Genomic DNA, 16,066 nt, shown 5'->3' on the forward strand with positions numbered 1-16,066 from the left:
TCCCCCTCGTGCTCACGCCGCGGGGGCGAAGAACCGGAGGCTGGGCACCAGCTGCGCCTGCTGCATCGTCACCTTGATGGCGGGATCGGACAGGTAGATGTTCTCGAGCGTGGCGATCGGGGCGAACCAGGCCTGCTCGACGATGTAGGTGTTGAAGTCCTGGTAGAGCTTCTTCTGCTCGTCACCGGAGGCCTTGGGGATGTCCGCGATGAATTTCGCGACCGTGTCGTCGGTGTACCCGAAGTGGTTCCACAGCGAGGTCGGGGTCAGCTTGTTCAGCACGTCCGTCCACGGCGGGATGTTGGTGGAGAAGGACAGGACGAAGGACGGTGCGCCGACGAGGGTGTCGAGGCCGCCGTTGGAGAACGAGGCGACCGAGATGGGCTCGAGGGTGATGCCGACCTCGGAGAGGTACTGCGCCAGGATCGGGATCAGCGGGGTCTGGAAGCCCTCGGAGTAGGAGAGCGGCAGGGTGAACCCGTCCGGGTAGCCGGCCTCGGCGAGGAGCGCCTTGGCCTTGGCGGGGTCGTACGGGTACTCCTGGTTCAGGCTGTCGACCCAGGCGTCGCTGGACGGGTTGAAGGTCTGCGTGGAGACCTGCCCAAGCCCGGCGTAGAAGGTCTTGAGGATGGCCTCGCGGTCGAGCGCGTAGTTGATGGCCTGGCGCACCTTGACCTCACCCAGCGCCGGGGCGACGGTACCGGCCCGGTCCTGCAGGATGATCCCCTGCCATTCGCCGGGGACGGTGTCGACGGTCAGCCCGGCGCTCTTCGCCTGGTCGACCAGATCGGCCGTGGCGTACATGAACTGCACCTGGCCGGTGCTCAGCGCGTTGAACATGGCGGTGAAGTCCTCGATCACCTTGATCACGATCGTGCCGAACGGGAAGGCGTCGCGGTTCCAGTAGTCCGCGCGGGCGGCGAACTGGTAGCTCGTCCCCTGCTGGGTGGCGGCCGCGTCGAGCGTGTACGGCCCGGTGCCCACCGGCGCCGTCCCGGCGGTCCCGGCGGTGATGCTCGCGGGGGAGACCATGAACCCGGTGTAGGTGGCCAGACCGGCCAGCAGGCCCGGATTGGGCTCGCTCAGGGTGATCTTGACGTGGGTCGCGTCCACCGCCTCGACGGACGAGATCGACTTCGCCGTCTCGGAGGCCGAGCCGGCCCCGGCCTTGCGGGCCTCCAGGTTGGCCTTCACCGCATCGGCGTCGAACGGCTGCCCGTCGGTGAAGGTGATGCCCTCCTGCAGGGTGAGGTCGAGCTCGGTCAGATCGTCGTTGTAGGTGAACTCGGTGGCCAGGTTCCCCTCGATCTCCGAGTCGGCGGTCTTGCGCAGGAGCGGGTCGTAGACGGCCTCGGCGTAGTGGATCACCATGCCCTCCTTCATCTCCCCCGGATCCCAGGTGGGGATGTCCCCGGCGTTGCCGAGGACGAGGGTCTGGGACCCGACGGCACTCCCGGAGGCGGCGTCGGAACCGGCGGCGGGTGCCGAGGACGCTGCGGTGCCGCCCTGCGAGCCGGCACAGCTGCTCAGGGCCAGGGCTCCCGCCACGACCACTGCGGCCAGCCGAAGTCTTTGTCGCATGATGGTTCTCATCTCTGTGGCGGGGCCACGGTCGGCAGTGCGGTGGGCGGCGTCCGGGGTCGGGACGGGCCGGTGGTCAGGGGGTCGGGAAGTCAGGAGAAGCCGAGGACGCGGGAGACGACGGTCATCGCCGCCCCGCGGGTGACGATGTCCTCGCCGAGTGTCGTCATGCGCATGGTGAGATCGCCGGTGTAGGTGCGCATCGTGCGGAGCTGGACGGTCTCGACGGCGGCGTCGACGAAGGCCCCGCTGAGCAACCGCTCCGGGCCGCTCACGATCACGTCGGTGAGGTTGAGGGCGGCCACGACGGGGGCCAGCACCAGGCCGAGCCGACGCCCCGCCTCCGCCAGGATGTCGTGCCCGGCGGACAGGCCGTCGGCCGTCCGCCAGTCCAGGCCGCGGTGCTCGAACGCGGCGGTGAGCCGGGGGACGGCGACCCAGGTCTCCAGGCACCCGTTCTTCCCGCACACGCACGGTGCCCCGGCGGAACCGGCGACGACGTGCCCGATCTCGCCCGCGGCGTTCATGGTGCCCACGAGCGGAGCGCCGCCGAGCAGCAGGCTGGCGCCCACGCCGCGCCCCGCCTTGACCAACATCATGTCGTTGTCGGTGTCGCCGAACGAGAATTCCGCGAGCAGGGCGGCGTCCGCGTCGTTGGAGACGATGACCGGGAGGTCGAACCTCTCCGCGAGCAGGGTGCGCAGCGGCAGGTCCGTCCAGCCGAGATTCGGTGCGGTCTCGACGTTTCCCTGTGAATCGACGATGCCCGGCGAGCCGACGCCGATGCCCAACAGCGGTGCCGACGCCCGGGCGACCAGGCGTTCGCAGAGCTGCAGCACCAGGTCGAGCGCCCGTTCCCCCGTGCCGCCGTCGAGAGCGATCTCCTCCCGGTCCAGGATGGTGCCGTCGAGATCGAGCAGGCCGCCGGTGAAGGTGTCGGCGTCGCTCAGGTCGACCCCCACGATCTGGAACAGGGTGCGGTTCAACTCGATCAGCGTCGCGGGCTTGCCCGGGCGCGTCTCCTCCCGCGGGCCCGTCTCCACGACGAGCTCCTCGAGCATCAGCTCGCCGACCAGGTCCGAGATGGCCGCGCGGGTCAGCCCGGTGATGCGGGCGATGTCCGCCCGGCTCTGCGTCCCCGAGCTGTAGAGCGTCTGCAGCACCAGCGCCCGGTTGTGCGAACGGGTGTGCTGGGGCAGCCGTTTGGTGGTCGGCCGCAGCACGCGGGCGTCCGGGAACAGCCGGTGGCTGCCCCCGGAACCGCCGGTCACGCACACCCCTGTTCGCCAGGGGTTCGTGTGATCGACGTGTGGTGCATGCGGGTTAGTAAACATCCCGAACTAACACTCGGCAAGGTTTGCCAGCGTTATTTACAAACGCGCAACACGCGCCCGGTGTCGCACCGGTCGGCGCGGGAACCGTCCCCCCGCCCGGCGGCTCCCGGCTCCGGCCGGACCGCCGGAGCTAGGGTGGTCGGCGTGATCGGCACGGAGCGCGAGGCCGCGCGGCAGGACCCCGCGGCGGAGGACCGGTTCGTCCGGGTGGACGTCGGCGGCGCCGTGATGCAGTGCCGCACCTGCGGTTCCGGCCCGCTGCTGGTGCTGCTGCACGGCATGGGCCGAACCGGGGCCGACTGGGCCGAGCAGCACGACCGGCTGACCGCCGGCCACCGCGTGGTGAGCATGGATCTCCCCGGCTTCGGCGGCTCGGACCGCCTCCCCCCTCCCACCACCCTGACGGCCCTGGCCGGGGCGGTGTGGCGCACCCTCGACGCCCTGGCGCAGGACGGACCGGCCGTGCTGGTCGGCAACTCCCTCGGCGGCGCCGTGGCCATGCAGGCCTCGCTGGACCGGCCGGACCGCTGCCGGGGCCTGGTCCTGCTCAGCAGCGCCGGCTTCGGCCGGCGCACCACGGCCGGTCTGCGGTTGGCGGCCGTCCCCGGGCTGGGTCGGGCCCTGCTCGCCCCGCACCCCTCGGTGGCCGCGCGCGTGGAGCGGGCGCAGTTCCACGACCCGGCGTTGGCCACCCCCGCCCGGGTGCGCACCGCCCTGACCGCTGCGGAAGCCCCGTGGGCAGCGTCGGTGTTCGGCGAGGTGCTGCACGACCTCGGGGACTGGCGGGGAGTGCGTGGTCCCTGGCGCCGCGCCCTGCTCACGAAGGTGGCGGCCGCCGCGTTGCCGACCCTGCTGGTCTGGGGCGCGCGGGATCGCATCCTGCCCGCCGCGCACCTCGCCGCGGCCGCGGCCGCCCTCCCCCACGCCACCACCCGGCTGCTGCCCGACTGCGGGCACATGCCGCAGATCGAACGCCCGGACGAGGTCGCCGCGCTCGTCGCCGACTTCGTGGCCGAGCTCCCGTGAGGCGCTCGGAGGACGTGGGGGTGCTGGTCCTCGGGGCCGGGTTCGCCGGGCTGGCCATGGCCTGCGAGCTCAAGCGAGCCGGCCGGCACGACTTCGTCGTGCTGGAACGGTCGTCGGCCGTCGGCGGCACCTGGCGGGACAACACCTACCCGGGCTGCGCCTGCGACATCCGCAGCGATCTGTACTCGTTCTCCTTCGCCCCCAACCCGGACTGGACGCACCGGTACGCCCGGCAGCCGGAGATCCGGGCCTATCTGGAACGCACCACCGACCGGTTCGGCGTCCGGCGGCACATCCGCTTCCACCACGAGCTGCTCGACGCGCGGTGGAACACCGCCGACGCGCGCTGGCACGTGCACACCTCGCGGGGGGACTTCCGGGCCCGCGTGCTGGTGTCCGGGCACGGTCCGCTGATCAGCCCGCGGTGGCCGGACATCCCCGGCTTGGCCGACTTCGCCGGGCCGCAGTTCCACTCCGCCCGGTGGGACCACGACGTGGACCTGACCGGCCGCCGGGTCGCCGTCATCGGCACCGGTGCCTCGGCCATCCAGTTCGTCCCCGAGATCGCCCCGTTCACCGCAGGTCTCACCGTGTTCCAGCGGTCCGCACCCTGGGTGCTGCCGCGCGGGGACCGGCCGACCTCGGCCCGGCGCCAGACGTGGTTCCGGCGGCTGCCCGTACTGCAGCGGATCGCCCGGGGCGCGGTGTTCGCGCGGAACGAGCTGCAGTTCACCGTGTTCCGCCACCGGGTGGTCGGTCGGGTCGTCCAGACCGTAGCCCGGCGGGTCATCCGCCGCCGGCTCAGCGATCCCGAACTCCGCGAGCAGGTCACCCCGTCGTTCCGGATCGGCTGCAAGCGCATCCTCGTCTCCGACGACTGGTATCCGGCCCTGGACCGGGCGACCGTCGACGTGGTCACCTCGCCCATCGAGCGGGTGGTCGCCGACGGGGTGGTCACCGTCGACGGCCGGCACCACCCCGCGGACGTGCTGATCGCCGGCACGGGTTTCGACGCCACCCACCCACCGGTGGCCCGGCTGCTGACCGGGGCGGACGGGCGCACCCTGGCCGAGCACTGGACCCCGCACATGTCCGCGCTGCACGGCACCGCGGTGGCCGGATTCCCCAACCTGTTCCTGCTGGTCGGGCCGAACACCGCCCTCGGGCACAACAGCATCGTGGCCATCATCGAGGCTCAGGTCCGGTACGTGCTGCAGGCCCTGACGGCACTGTCCGGCGCGGGTGTCACCGCCCTGGAGGCCCGGGCACCGGCGCAGCAGGCATACAGCGAGAAGCTGCAACGGGCGCTGCGCCGGTCGGTGTGGGTGACCGGCGGCTGCACCAGCTACTACCTGGACGACACCGGCCGCAACAGCACGCTGTGGCCGCATCGCGCCTGGAGGTTCGCCCGCAGCGTGCGCCGGCTGGATCTGACCGAGTACCACGTGCACCGGGAGGCCGACCATGCGTGATCTGGATTTCGCCGGCGGCGTCGCAGTGGTGACCGGGGCGGCCGGCGGCATCGGCGCCGCCCTGGCCACCCGGCTGGCCGCGTCGGGCTGCTCGCTGGCCCTGATCGACCGGGACGCCGACGCGCTGTCCGCCCGGGTCGACGAGCTGCGCACCCGGTTTCCCCGGGTCGAGATCACCGGCCACACCGCTGATCTCGCCGACATCGATGCCATCCCGGCCCTCGCGCGGACGGTGCTGGCCGCGCATCCGCGGGTGACCCTACTGATCAACAACGCCGGGATCGCGTTGGGCGGCACGTTCGACCAGGTGTCGGCGGAGGACGTCGACGCCGTGCTGACCGTCAACCTGCACGCGGTGATCGCGATGACCCGGGCCTTCCTACCGGCCCTGCGCGCCTCCCCCGGCTCGCACCTGGTGAACCTGTCCAGCCTGTTCGGGCTGGTCGCCCCGGCCGGCCAGGTCGCCTACGCCACGAGCAAGTTCGCCGTCCGCGGATTCAGCGAGGCGATGCGCGCGGAACTCGCGCCGCTGGGCATCGGCGTCACCGTGGTCCACCCCGGCGGCATCGCGACGAACATCGCCACCCACGCCCGGGTCGGGGCCGGTCTGGACGAGGCCGGCTGGCGGGACGGGCTGGCCGGCATGCAGACCCTGCTCCGGATGCCGCCCGCGGACGCGGCCCGGATCATCCTGCGGGCCGTGCAGCGCCGCCGGGGCCGCGTGGTCGTCGGCCGCGATGCGCAGGCGCTCGACCTGCTGGCCCGCCTGCTGCCCGTCGGGTACACCCGCGTGCTGGCCGCCGGCACTCACCTCACCCGGCTGCGGGGCGGCCGCCGCCGGAGCTGAGGCCGGCCTGCCCGTCCCGGCGGCGACCGTGCGCGCGATCCGACCGCCCCGGTGGGACGCTGGCCCGATGCAGGCCGAACCGGTGTCCACCTCCCCCATGCCCGATGACTGGCAGCGCGCCCTGGTGCTGATGGCCCACCCGGACGACCCCGAGTACGGGGTGGCCGCCGCGGTGGCGGTGTGGACGGCGGCCGGCAGGGACGTCCGCTACGTGCTCGCCACCCGCGGCGAGGCCGGTATCGCCGGACTGGCTCCCGCGGAGAGCGGGCCCGAGCGCGAGCGGGAGCAGCGGCGGGCCATCGATCACGTCGGCGTGCGGGAACTGGAGTTCCTCGACCACCCCGACGGCCGGATCGAGTACGGCGTGGCCCTGCGCCGGGACCTGGCCGCGGCGATCCGCCGGCACCGGCCGGAGCTGGTCGTCACCATGCACTTCGGCGACACCTGGTTCCCCGGGGCGTGGAACAGCGCCGACCACCGGGCCCTGGGCCGGGCGGTGGTGGACGCGGTGGGCGACGCGGCCAACGAGTGGATCTTCCCCGAGCTGACGCAGCAGGGGCTCGAGCCGTGGGCCGGGGTGCGATGGACGGCGGTCAACCACCCGGGCGGGGACCGGCACGTCGACGTCGCCGACGGGATCGAGGCGGCGGTGGCCTCGCTGGCCGAGCACCGGAAATACCTCGAGGCGCTCAGTGGCGACCCGGTGCACGAGCAGGCCCGCGCACAGGTGGTGCGGGCCACCGGCGGCCCGGACGCCGACCCGCCGCGGGTGCACTTCACCGTCTACGGCTGAGCCCGTCCCTGGGCATCGGCTCAGCGGCGCCGGATCAGAGCAGGCCGCGCTCGCGGAGCACCGGCCACGTCCGCGAGAACCCCGCGTGCAGGACGAGATCGGTGACGGCGCCGACGCCGACCCACCGCAGCTCCAGCGACTCGTCGTTGGGCACGAGCGTGATCGGCGCCAGCGCCCGGGCCAGCACGGTGGTGTAGGACCAGCCGCCGTGGTCGTCGACGAATTCGACGCCCAGCTCGACGGTGGACGGGTCCACCCCGGCCTCCTCGTGGGCCTCGCGCAGCGCGGCCAGGGCCGGGGTCTCGTGGGAGTCGCGCGCGCCACCGGGCAGGGCCCAGGTGTCGCCGTTGGCGGTCCAGGGAGCCCGGTGCTGCAGCAGCACCTCGGTCGCGTTCGCCTCACCGCGGACCAGCAGCAGGCCGGCCGCGCCGTGCACCCCCCAGTGGCGGTGCCCCTGGTCGCAGTGGATCCAGCCGTTCCCGTCGGACTCCACGGCCACTCCCTCGGTCGAGCCGGGGCCCCGCGAGATCGGTGCCGACTGGGGACCATTCTCGCCTGCCCGGGCCCCGGCTCCCGCGCCGCCGGGCGGTGGGCTCCGGGAGTCAGCGTCGCGCGGGGGCGGCGACCGCGGCGCCGGTGGGCACGGCGGGTCCGGTGGCCGGGTGCCGGGGGCGCGGCTCGGGGTGGCGCGGGTCGGGATGGTCGAACAGGTGCGCGATGGCCTCGGTGGTCCCGCGCGCCCAGGCCGAGGACGCGACGAGCCCGACGATCAGCACGGTGACGCCCACCCCGGCCAGGACGAACCAGACCGGGCGGGCGGCGAGATCGAAGTCGGTCCCGGGCGGGCCGGTCCCGCCCGTCCCGGCGATGCCGCCGGCCACGGCGACCCCCACGGCCAGGCCGATCTGCTTGCTCGTCGCAGCCATGGCCGCGGCCTGCCCGGTGCGGTGCGCCGGCAGCCCCACCACCACCTCGGCGTTCACCGGGACGTGCACCAGGCTGAAGCCCAGACCGAACAGCACGAAGGCCACGAGCAGGGCCGGCAGGGGCACGGTGATGTCGACGTCCGCCATGATCGCGGTGGCGACGCACAGGCAGAGCGCGGACAGGCAGATCGACGGGCGGATGCCGTGCCGGGCGATGAGTCGGCCGGCCAGCAGCGACCCGCCCACGATGCCCACTGCGAACGGAGCCAGGCACAGTCCGGTGACCAGGGCGGAACGATCGTGGGCCGCCTGCAGGATCAGCGGGATCACGAACAGGAATGCCCCCAGCAGCGCGAACGCCAGCGCGCCCAGCATCATCGCGGCCGCGAACGGGACGCTGCGCAGGAACCGGAGATCGATCAACGGGTCGACCCGCCGCAGCTGGTACCCGACCAGGACGGGCACCGTGATCGCCACGCCGGTGAGCACGGCCAGGATGGGGGCCGAGGTCCAGCCGAGCGCGGGCCCCTCGATGAGGGCGTAGACCAGGCCGGCCAGGCCGAGTGCGACCAGGATCTGACCGGCCGGATCGGCCCGGTGGACCGTCGAGGGACGCGACTCCGGAACCTTTCGCGCGATGGCGACGGCCAGGGCGGCGCACAGCGGCACGTTGATCCAGAAGATGCCTCGCCAGCCGACCGTCTGCAGGAGCACCCCGCCGACGACCGGCCCGAGTCCGAGCCCCAGGCCGACGATCACGCCCCAGAGTCCCAGCGCGCGGGCCCGGTCCCGGGCGACCGGGAAGGTCACCGCGACCAGGGCGAGGGCGACGGGGCTGATCATCGCCGCACCGGCGCCCTGGATCGCCCGGGCCACCACCAGGCTGGGGACCGACCACGCCGCGCTGCACAGGGCCGATCCGATCCCGAAGACGACGATGCCGGCGATCAGCACCCGGCGCCGGCCGAGCCGGTCGGCCAGCGAGCCGGTGAGCATGAGCAGGCTGCCCACGGCGACCGCGTACGTGTCGATCGTCCACTGCAGCGAGGAGACCCCGGCGCCGAGATCGCGCCCGATGGCGGCCAGGGCCACGTTCACCACGGTCAGGTCGATGCCCAGCATCATCTGCGCGGAGCACAGCAGCAGCAGGATGCGCACCCGGGGGCGTCCCCGGACCGACCTGATCACACTGGGCACACCGGGCATTGACCGAAAGTAACCGGGCAGGTGGCGGGGCGGAACGTCCCGGGAGAGTGCCGGTGATGATCACCCGATCAGGCGGTGCCGACCGGAGGGCCGGCGGGAGGGACTCAGACGGGACCGGGGCCGGCGGGACTCGGGGCGGCGGGATCGGGCCCGGTGGATTCCGGCCGGTGGTAGCCCGCGCGACCGCGGTCGGGGGGCTGCGGCGCCTGGGTGAGCGCGGCGGACAGCCGCCCCAGCAGCTCGGCGAGCCGGTGCCGATCGTCCGGGGTCCAGGCCGACAGCACCCCGTCGACCGCGTCGGCGCCGGTCCGGGTCAGCCCCTCGGAGAGGGTCCGGCCGGTGGCGGTGACCGAGAGCAGGGTGGCCCGACCGTCGGTCGGGTCGGGCGCCCGGGTGATGAGGTCGCGCTGCTCCAGCCGACGGATCTGCGTGGAGACGGTCGACTTGTCGACGCCCTGCCAGGCGGCCAGATCGCGCATCCGCAGCGGCCCGTGATCATGGACGGCGGACAGCAGCCACACATCGGTGGAGGACAATCCGGCTCCGGGACCGCTGGTCAGCGACTTGTGCACGTCGGGGCGACTGCCCCAGCGCAGGATCGCGGACAGCGCCTCGTGCACGACGACGCTCGAGTGGGTCACCCCACCGTGATCGGCCATATGGTGAGAATACTCCACCTATTCACATGGAGTGCTCCAACCAGTTGTCGTAGACTGATCCCAGATCACAACACCAGGAGAGATGATGACCAGCTTCGAATCCGCCCCCACCCCGCAGTCCCCCGTCGAGGGCCGCACGCACCTGCTCGAGACCCGCAGCTACAAGGAGGCCGAGTCCGTCGTCGACCGGCTCTCCGACGCCGGCTTCCCGGTCGAGCACGTCCGCATCGTCGGCACCGGCATCCGCAGCGTGGAGCAGGTGACCGGCCGGATGACCAAGGGCAAGGCCGCTCTGGCCGGCGCCGCGTCCGGTGCGTGGTTCGGTCTGTTCCTGGGGCTCTTCTTCGGGCTGTTCTCCATCAGCGGCAACTGGTTCGGCCTGCTCGTCTTCGGCCTGGCCATCGGTGCCCTGTGGGGCGCGGTGTTCGGCTACGTCGGCCACTTGGCCACCGGCGGTCGTCGCGACTTCAGCAGCGTCCGCGCCCTGGAGGCCGAGCGGTACATCGTCGAGGTCGACGGCGGCTACAGCCTGCAGGCCCGCGAGATCCTCGGCCACTGACCGATCGGCAGCACCCGCACCACCCAGCACGAACCTGAGCTCGGACCGGTGACCCGGTCCCCCCCGAGGAGCCCGTCGACCGTCTTCACGGTCGGCGGGCTCTTCACCGTCCGGGGTCAGGCCGTCTTCCAGACGTTCTTGAAGTTCAACTCCAGCAACGGGTTCACGACCGAGCCCTGCACGTCGGGCCGCATCAGGTAGTTGATCGTCTCGTAGTGCAGGAACACCAGCGGGGCGTCCTCCCAGACGATGTCGCGGATCTTGATGTACAGCTCCTTGCGGGCCGCATCGTCCGAGGACTGCGCGGCCTGGGTGACCAGGGCGTCCAGGTCCGGGTTGGCGTACTTGGTGGTGTTGTTGGCCGACCCGCTCACCAGCTGGGTGGAGTAGAAGTTGTCCGGGTCCAGCGTCCCGGACCAGTAGGCCGAGGTCATGTCGTAGTCCGCGTCGGCGTACCGGCCGAACCAGACGGTGACCTCGAGCTGCTCGATCTCCACCGTGATGCCGATGTTCTTGAGCTGATCCCGCAGCACCACCCCCGTCTTGGCCAGCTCGGGGTACTGCGGCAGCGCGAGATAGGTGACGGTGAGCCCGTCCGGGTAGCCCGCCTCGATCATCTTCTTCTTGGCCAGCTCCAGGTCGGGCCCGGTGGAGTACGGCGGCTCCCCGCCGAACCACTCCGAACCGCTGGGCACCTCCATCACGCCCTGCTCCCCCGCCCCGAAGTACGCCAGGCTCAGCACGTCCGGTCGGCCCACCGCGGCCGCCACCGCCTGACGCAGGGCCAGGTTGTCGAACGGGGCACGAGAGGTGTTCAGGGCCAGGAAGTCCGGGATACCGGCCCGGGTCGAGGTCGCGTAGGTGTAGCTCGGATCCGCCTTGAGCGTGGTCAGCTGGTTGAGCGGGACGGCGTCGACCCAGTCGAGCTCCCCGGACTGCAGCGACTCGATCCGGCTGGTGTCCACGTCCAGGAACCGGAAGGTGATCTGGTCGAGGTAGGGCTTGCCGGCCTGGTGGTAGTTCGGGTTCTTGGCCAGCGTGACGTGATCCCCGTCCAGCCATTCCACGAAGGTGAACGGCCCGGTGCCGACGGGCGCGCGGGTCGGGTCGGCGGCCTCGACGGCCTTGCGGTTCACGATCTCGCCGTTCTGGGCCAGGTTGGTCAGGAACGGGGCGTACGCGTCCTTCAGGTGGAAGACGACCTGGGTCGGCGAGGCCACCTCGATGGTGTCCACCGCGGCGTAGGCCGAGGCGTAGGACGAAGCCGTCGCCGGGTCCAGGATCCGTTCGAAGGTGTACTTCACGTCGTCGGCGGTGAACGCCTCACCGTTGTGGAACGTGGTGGTCACCAGGTCGAAGGTGTAGGTCTTGGGGTCGTCCTGCTTCCAGGACGAGGCGAGAACACCGACCAACTCGCCGTTCTCGTCCATGGTCAGCAGCTTGTCGAAGATGTTGTCGATGACCTGCAGGCTGGTGTACACCCCGGCGCTGGCCGGGTCCATGGTGGTCGGGTTGCCGGTGAGGGCCACCGTGAGGGTGCCGCCGGCGACGGGCTCCCCGGCCGCCGCACTCGAGGCGCCGCCGGCGCCCGAGCTCGCGGTGGTCCCGCCGGCACCGCACGCGACGAGCAACGGGCCGAGGGTGGTCGCGGCCACGGCCGCACCACCCAGGGTCATCGCCGAGCGGAGCAGGCGGCGGCGGTCGATGCGCCCGGCCAGGAAACCCTGGGCCAGGGCCTCCGCCCGGGCGGTGGCGTCGATATGTTCAGCCATGCTGTGCTCCTACGGGTTCGGCGGTCGGGATCGGGGCCCGGGCGGCGGGGGTGCCGTCGGGAAACAGTGCGACGCTGTGCATCTCGGGAAGATCAGGCATCGCCGGTCACGCCCTGCCGGGCCCGGAAGTCGTCGGCGATCTCGCCCATCTGCGCGAACCAGACGCCGTCCTGCTCGAGCATGTGCACGATCAGCCGCTCCAGCAGCTGCAGCCGGTGGTGCCGGCCGATGATCTGCGGGTGCATGGTCAGCACGAAGGCGGCGTCGGACTCCTCGGCGAGCATCCCGTCGAAGTCCCCGCGCCAGATCTCCTCCGCCTTGGACGGCGCGGCCAGGCCCGTCAGGTAGCTCGGGCTGAAGGCGAACATGAAGAGCGAGGAGTCGCAGAGTTCCCAGGCACCGGGGATCTCCACGATGTCGGTCCGCTCGCCCTGGTCGTGCACCCAGTAGGGGCGGTCGGCGGCGAGCTGACTGGCGTCGTACTCGATGCCCATCTCGCCGAGCAGCGCGAAGGTGTTGTGCGAGAGCTCCCAGGCCGGCGAGCGGTACCCGCGCGGTCGCTGCCCGGTCTGCCGATCGAGCGCGTCGAAACCGCGTTCCAGCATCTCCCGCTCCTGCTCCAGGGTGAGACCGGGCGGGGGCTCGTGCAGGTAGCCGTGGTGGCCGAGCTCGTGACCGGCCGCGGCGATGTCCTTGGTCTCCGCGGGGTGCCGGTCGGCGGTGTCCCCGGGGATGAAGAACGTCGCGGGCAGGTCGTACTTGTCGAGCAGCTTGAGGATGCGCGGGACGCCCTCGTTGGCGCCGTAGGCCCCACGGGACAGTGCGGACGGGGTGTCGACCTTGAACGAGCCGAGCCACGCGGACTCGGCGTCGAAGTCGAAGGTCAGGGCGACGGCGACCTTCCGGTTGCCGGCGGTGCCGGGGGTCGGGGCGGGTGTGGTCATCGTGCGCTCCTTCGGGACGGTCGGACGGGGACGGTGTGCGGGGTGGTGCTGCGGCGACGTCCGGGGCGGGAGCCGGGATCGGGGCCGGTCATGACGCGGCCTGGAACACCGTCTCGCCGCCGAGAACGGTGGCCAGGATCGGGATCCGGGAGATCTCGGTGGGCGGGACGAGCCGCGGGTCGGCGCCGAGGACGGCGAGGTCGGCGTACTTGCCGGGGGTGAGGGTGCCCTTGCGGTTCTCGTCGAAGGCGGCGAACGCGGCGTTGCGGGTGTAGATCGTCAGCGCCTCCTCGACGGTCAGCGCCTCGGCCGGGGCGAAGTCCTGGCCGTCCCGGGTGAGCTGGTTGACCGCGGCCTGCACGCCGATGAGCGGGGCGAACGAGGACACCGGCGAGTCCGAGCTGCCGGCCACCGGGATGCCGGCGTCCAGCAGCGAGCGCAGCGGGTAGGTGAGCTGGGCGCGCTCGCGGCCCAGGTGGTGCAGGAAGCCGTCCCCGAACTCGTGGATGAACGGCGGCTGACCCACCGGGATGACGCCCATCGCGGCCATCCGGGCGATGATGTCCGGCCGCATCACCCCGCAGTGCTCGATGCGGTGCCGGTGGTCGGCCCGCGGCATCCGGGCCAGCGCGGCGGCGAAGGCGTCCAGGCACATCCCGATGGCCCGGTCGCCGATGGCGTGGATCGCCATCTGCCAGCCCGCGCGGTGGCCCCGCCACACCAGGTCGTCCAGCTCGGCCTGCTCGAACATGGCCAGGCCGAGGTCGTCCGGGTCCGCGGCGTGCTCGTACGGGGAGCAGACGGCCGCGGTCCGGCCGATGAGCGAACCGTCCGAGATGATCTTGATGGAGCCGACGCGGAGCCGGTCGTCGCCGAACCCGGTGGACAGGCCGACGCCCTCCAGGGCGGCCAGCATGGGGTTGCGGATCATCATGTACGTGCGCAGGTCCAGGGTGCCGGCGGCCCAGGCCTCCTGCAGCACCGCGAATTCCGCCGGGTCGAAGATGCCGGCCTCGTGTCCGCTGGTCACCCCGGCGGACAGGTACGCCTGCCCGGCGGTGCGCAGGTAGCCGTGCAGCTCGGCCTTGTCGTGCGGCAGGAACGGCAGGCCGAGGAGCTCCTGGGCCGTCTCCTGCAGCAGGCCGGTCGGCTCGCCCTGCTCGTCGACGGCCACGTGACCGCCGAACGGGCTCGCCGTCCCGCGGACGATGCCGGCCGCGCGCAGGGCGAACGAATTGACCACGCTCATGTGCCCGCTGGCGTTGCGGATCATCACCGGGTGGTTCGGGCTCACCGCGTCGAGGTCGTGACGGGTCAGGTGGCGCCGTTCGGCGAGTTTGTTGTCGTCGTAACCGCGCCCGCGGATCCACCCGCCCGGCTCGGTCACCGCGGCCCGCTCCCCCACCGCGGTGACGATCTCGGCGATGGACGCGACCGCCGGTGCGGCGCAGTCGATCTGGGCCATCCAGAAGCCCAGCGTCATCAGGTGGTGGTGCGCGTCGATGAAGCCCGGCACCACGGTCGCGCCGCCGAGATCCACCTCGCGGGCGGCGATGTCGAACCCGGAGCGCGCATCCGCGCGCGCACCCACCCAGGCGATCCGGCCGTCCACCACCCCGATCGAGTCCGCCCCGTCCGCCGGTGCGGCGGGGTCGAGCGTGATCACCGTGGCGTTGGTGAACAGCACTGCTGCGGTCACGGGTGGCTCCTGGGGTCAGCGGGTAAACGTCCGGGGTCGGGTGCCGGGGACGTCCGGGCGGGCCGGCCGCGCCGGGCGTCCTGCGTCCGTCGGCCTGCTGTGTGTATTCCGTACAACCAGGAGCGACGCTAGGATTCACGTGTTTCGACGCGATGACAGAGGTGGATTCCACCCGGAATGGGGCTGTGGTGAAGGATTCCGCCATCTCGTCCGCGGAGGACCGGCTACTGGTCGACGCCCTGCAGGTCGCCCCCCGGGCCCCGTGGGCCGCTGTCGGCGAGATCCTCGGCATGGGCGCGGTGACCGCGGCCCGGCGCTGGCAGAACCTGGTGGACGCCGGCCTGGCCTGGGTGACGGCGGCCCCGGGCATGGTGCAGCGCAACGCCCAGTGCATGGCGTACGTGGAGATCACCTGCCGTCCGGCGGACGTGCTCCGGGTGGCCGACGCGTTGGCCCGGCACTCCCCGGTGCTGACCGTCGAGGTGACCAGCGGCAGCGCCGACCTGCTGGTCACCGTGGCCGCCGCGGACCTGACCACGTTGTCGCACTACCTGTTGCGGCATCTCGGCCAGGTCGACGGGATCGTCAGCAGCCGCGCGCGGTTCGGTACCCGCGTCTACACCGAGGGGTCGGCCTGGCGCATCCGGGAACTGGACCCGGCCCAGGTGGCCCGCCTCGAGCGGGTGCGTCACGAGCAGCTGGCCGCCGACCGGCAGCCGGCCGCGCTGGCCCCGACGGACGCGGTGAAGGCCGTGCTCACCGAGCTCGCGCTGGACGGCCGCGCCTCGTACACCGACCTCGCCGACCGGGCGGACACCAGCCCGACCACGGCCCGGCGGATCGTCTCCCGGCTGTTGGGCTCGGGCAGCGTCATCCTGCGGACCGACGTCTGCGCGCCCGCCGTCGGCTGGCCGGTGCAGGTGTACCTGTGGGCGAACACCCCGGTGGACAAGCTGGCCGAGACCGCCCGCACGCTCAGCGGGTTCCGGCAGGCCCGGCTGTGCGCCACGGTGGCCGCCAGCCCGAGCCTGGCGCTGTGCTCCTGGCTGCAGACGGTCGAGGAGGTGCACCGGCTGGAGGTGGCGATCACCGCCCGGCTGCCCTACGTGGACATCATCGACCGGCTGATCGTGCTGCGGCAGGTCAAGCGGATGGGCCGACTGCTGGACGAGGAGGGTCGGGCCGTCGGGGTGGTGCCGATCAACATCTTCGACGACCTGCTCGCCCACACCGAGCCGGTGTGAGCAG

Annotated in this window: 14 protein-coding genes; 6 read left to right on the forward strand and 8 right to left on the reverse strand. The window is 72.3% G+C overall.

Annotation, left to right across the window (positions count from 1 at the left end):
• Positions 1–12: 12 nt before the first annotated feature.
• Positions 13–1,581, reverse strand: coding sequence for an ABC transporter substrate-binding protein (locus J2S58_RS11270; protein WP_205258273.1), 1,569 nt, complete (start codon positions 1,579–1,581; stop codon positions 13–15).
• A gap of 92 nt (positions 1,582–1,673) precedes the next feature.
• Positions 1,674–2,852, reverse strand: coding sequence for an ROK family protein (locus tag J2S58_RS11275; protein ID WP_205258272.1), 1,179 nt, complete (start codon positions 2,850–2,852; stop codon positions 1,674–1,676).
• Between the two features lie 207 nt (positions 2,853–3,059).
• On the opposite strand from J2S58_RS11275, the gene J2S58_RS11280 reads away from it, so the two are divergent.
• From J2S58_RS11280 to J2S58_RS11295, 4 genes are all read left to right on the forward strand, one after another.
• Positions 3,060–3,941 carry an alpha/beta fold hydrolase gene (locus tag J2S58_RS11280; protein ID WP_205258271.1) on the forward strand — a complete coding sequence of 294 codons (882 nt, stop codon included), beginning with the start codon at positions 3,060–3,062 and terminating at the stop codon, positions 3,939–3,941.
• Positions 3,938–5,413: a flavin-containing monooxygenase gene (locus J2S58_RS11285; RefSeq protein WP_205258270.1), complete on the forward strand. Its 1,476-nt coding sequence runs from the start codon at positions 3,938–3,940 to the stop codon at positions 5,411–5,413. Before J2S58_RS11280 ends, J2S58_RS11285 begins: the two co-directional genes overlap by 4 nt.
• A complete protein-coding gene (locus J2S58_RS11290) occupies positions 5,406–6,260 on the forward strand; it encodes an SDR family NAD(P)-dependent oxidoreductase (RefSeq protein WP_205258269.1) in 855 nt (284 codons plus the stop codon). The genes J2S58_RS11285 and J2S58_RS11290 overlap by 8 nt, the downstream gene beginning before the upstream one ends.
• Before the next feature lie 67 nt (positions 6,261–6,327).
• Positions 6,328–7,053 (forward strand): PIG-L deacetylase family protein, encoded by a 726-nt coding sequence (locus tag J2S58_RS11295; protein WP_205258268.1) that lies wholly within the window; start codon positions 6,328–6,330, stop codon positions 7,051–7,053.
• Positions 7,054–7,087: 34 nt separating this feature from the next.
• On the opposite strand, the gene J2S58_RS11300 is transcribed toward J2S58_RS11295, so the two are convergent.
• The 3 genes from J2S58_RS11300 to J2S58_RS11310 all read right to left on the reverse strand — a co-directional run bounded on the left by J2S58_RS11300 (position 7,088) and on the right by J2S58_RS11310 (position 9,826).
• Positions 7,088–7,546, reverse strand: coding sequence for an NUDIX hydrolase (locus tag J2S58_RS11300; protein WP_205258267.1), 459 nt, complete (start codon positions 7,544–7,546; stop codon positions 7,088–7,090).
• Between the two features lie 109 nt (positions 7,547–7,655).
• Positions 7,656–9,137 carry an MFS transporter gene (locus J2S58_RS11305; RefSeq protein WP_205258266.1) on the reverse strand — a complete coding sequence of 494 codons (1,482 nt, stop codon included), beginning with the start codon at positions 9,135–9,137 and terminating at the stop codon, positions 7,656–7,658.
• A gap of 152 nt (positions 9,138–9,289) precedes the next feature.
• Positions 9,290–9,826: a MarR family winged helix-turn-helix transcriptional regulator gene (locus J2S58_RS11310; RefSeq protein ID WP_205258265.1), complete on the reverse strand. Its 537-nt coding sequence runs from the start codon at positions 9,824–9,826 to the stop codon at positions 9,290–9,292.
• 103 nt (positions 9,827–9,929) lie between these two features.
• Here J2S58_RS11310 and J2S58_RS11315 point away from each other — a divergent pair, with 103 nt between their 5' ends.
• Positions 9,930–10,403: a general stress protein gene (locus J2S58_RS11315; RefSeq protein ID WP_205258264.1), complete on the forward strand. Its 474-nt coding sequence runs from the start codon at positions 9,930–9,932 to the stop codon at positions 10,401–10,403.
• Between the two features lie 116 nt (positions 10,404–10,519).
• On the opposite strand, the gene J2S58_RS11320 is transcribed toward J2S58_RS11315, so the two are convergent.
• The 3 genes from J2S58_RS11320 to J2S58_RS11330 all read right to left on the reverse strand — a co-directional run bounded on the left by J2S58_RS11320 (position 10,520) and on the right by J2S58_RS11330 (position 14,818).
• Positions 10,520–12,175, reverse strand: a complete 1,656-nt coding sequence (locus J2S58_RS11320) for an ABC transporter substrate-binding protein (RefSeq protein ID WP_205258263.1) — start codon at positions 12,173–12,175, stop codon at positions 10,520–10,522.
• Positions 12,176–12,267: 92 nt separating this feature from the next.
• A complete protein-coding gene (locus tag J2S58_RS11325) occupies positions 12,268–13,119 on the reverse strand; it encodes a polysaccharide deacetylase family protein (RefSeq protein WP_205258262.1) in 852 nt (283 codons plus the stop codon).
• Positions 13,120–13,207: 88 nt separating this feature from the next.
• Positions 13,208–14,818, reverse strand: coding sequence for an amidohydrolase (locus J2S58_RS11330; protein ID WP_205258261.1), 1,611 nt, complete (start codon positions 14,816–14,818; stop codon positions 13,208–13,210).
• 188 nt (positions 14,819–15,006) lie between these two features.
• On the opposite strand from J2S58_RS11330, the gene J2S58_RS11335 reads away from it, so the two are divergent.
• Positions 15,007–16,062, forward strand: a complete 1,056-nt coding sequence (locus J2S58_RS11335; RefSeq protein ID WP_205258260.1) for an Lrp/AsnC family transcriptional regulator — start codon at positions 15,007–15,009, stop codon at positions 16,060–16,062.
• Positions 16,063–16,066 lie beyond the last annotated feature (4 nt).

It is taken from the genome of Nakamurella flavida (assembly GCF_030811475.1).
GTDB lineage: Bacteria > Actinomycetota > Actinomycetes > Mycobacteriales > Nakamurellaceae > Nakamurella > Nakamurella flavida.

Bases quoted from the DNA above. Each gene is read 5' to 3' on its own strand.
- J2S58_RS11290 (WP_205258269.1), top strand. From the start codon at position 5,406: ATGCGTGATCTGGATTTCGCCGGCGGCGTCGCAGTGGTGACCGGGGCG.
- J2S58_RS11320 (WP_205258263.1), bottom strand. From the start codon at position 12,175: ATGGCTGAACATATCGACGCCACCGCCCGGGCGGAGGCCCTGGCCCAG.
- J2S58_RS11325 (WP_205258262.1), bottom strand. From the start codon at position 13,119: ATGACCACACCCGCCCCGACCCCCGGCACCGCCGGCAACCGGAAGGTC.
- J2S58_RS11270 (WP_205258273.1), bottom strand. From the start codon at position 1,581: ATGCGACAAAGACTTCGGCTGGCCGCAGTGGTCGTGGCGGGAGCCCTG.
- J2S58_RS11315 (WP_205258264.1), top strand. From the start codon at position 9,930: ATGACCAGCTTCGAATCCGCCCCCACCCCGCAGTCCCCCGTCGAGGGC.
- J2S58_RS11295 (WP_205258268.1), top strand. From the start codon at position 6,328: ATGCAGGCCGAACCGGTGTCCACCTCCCCCATGCCCGATGACTGGCAG.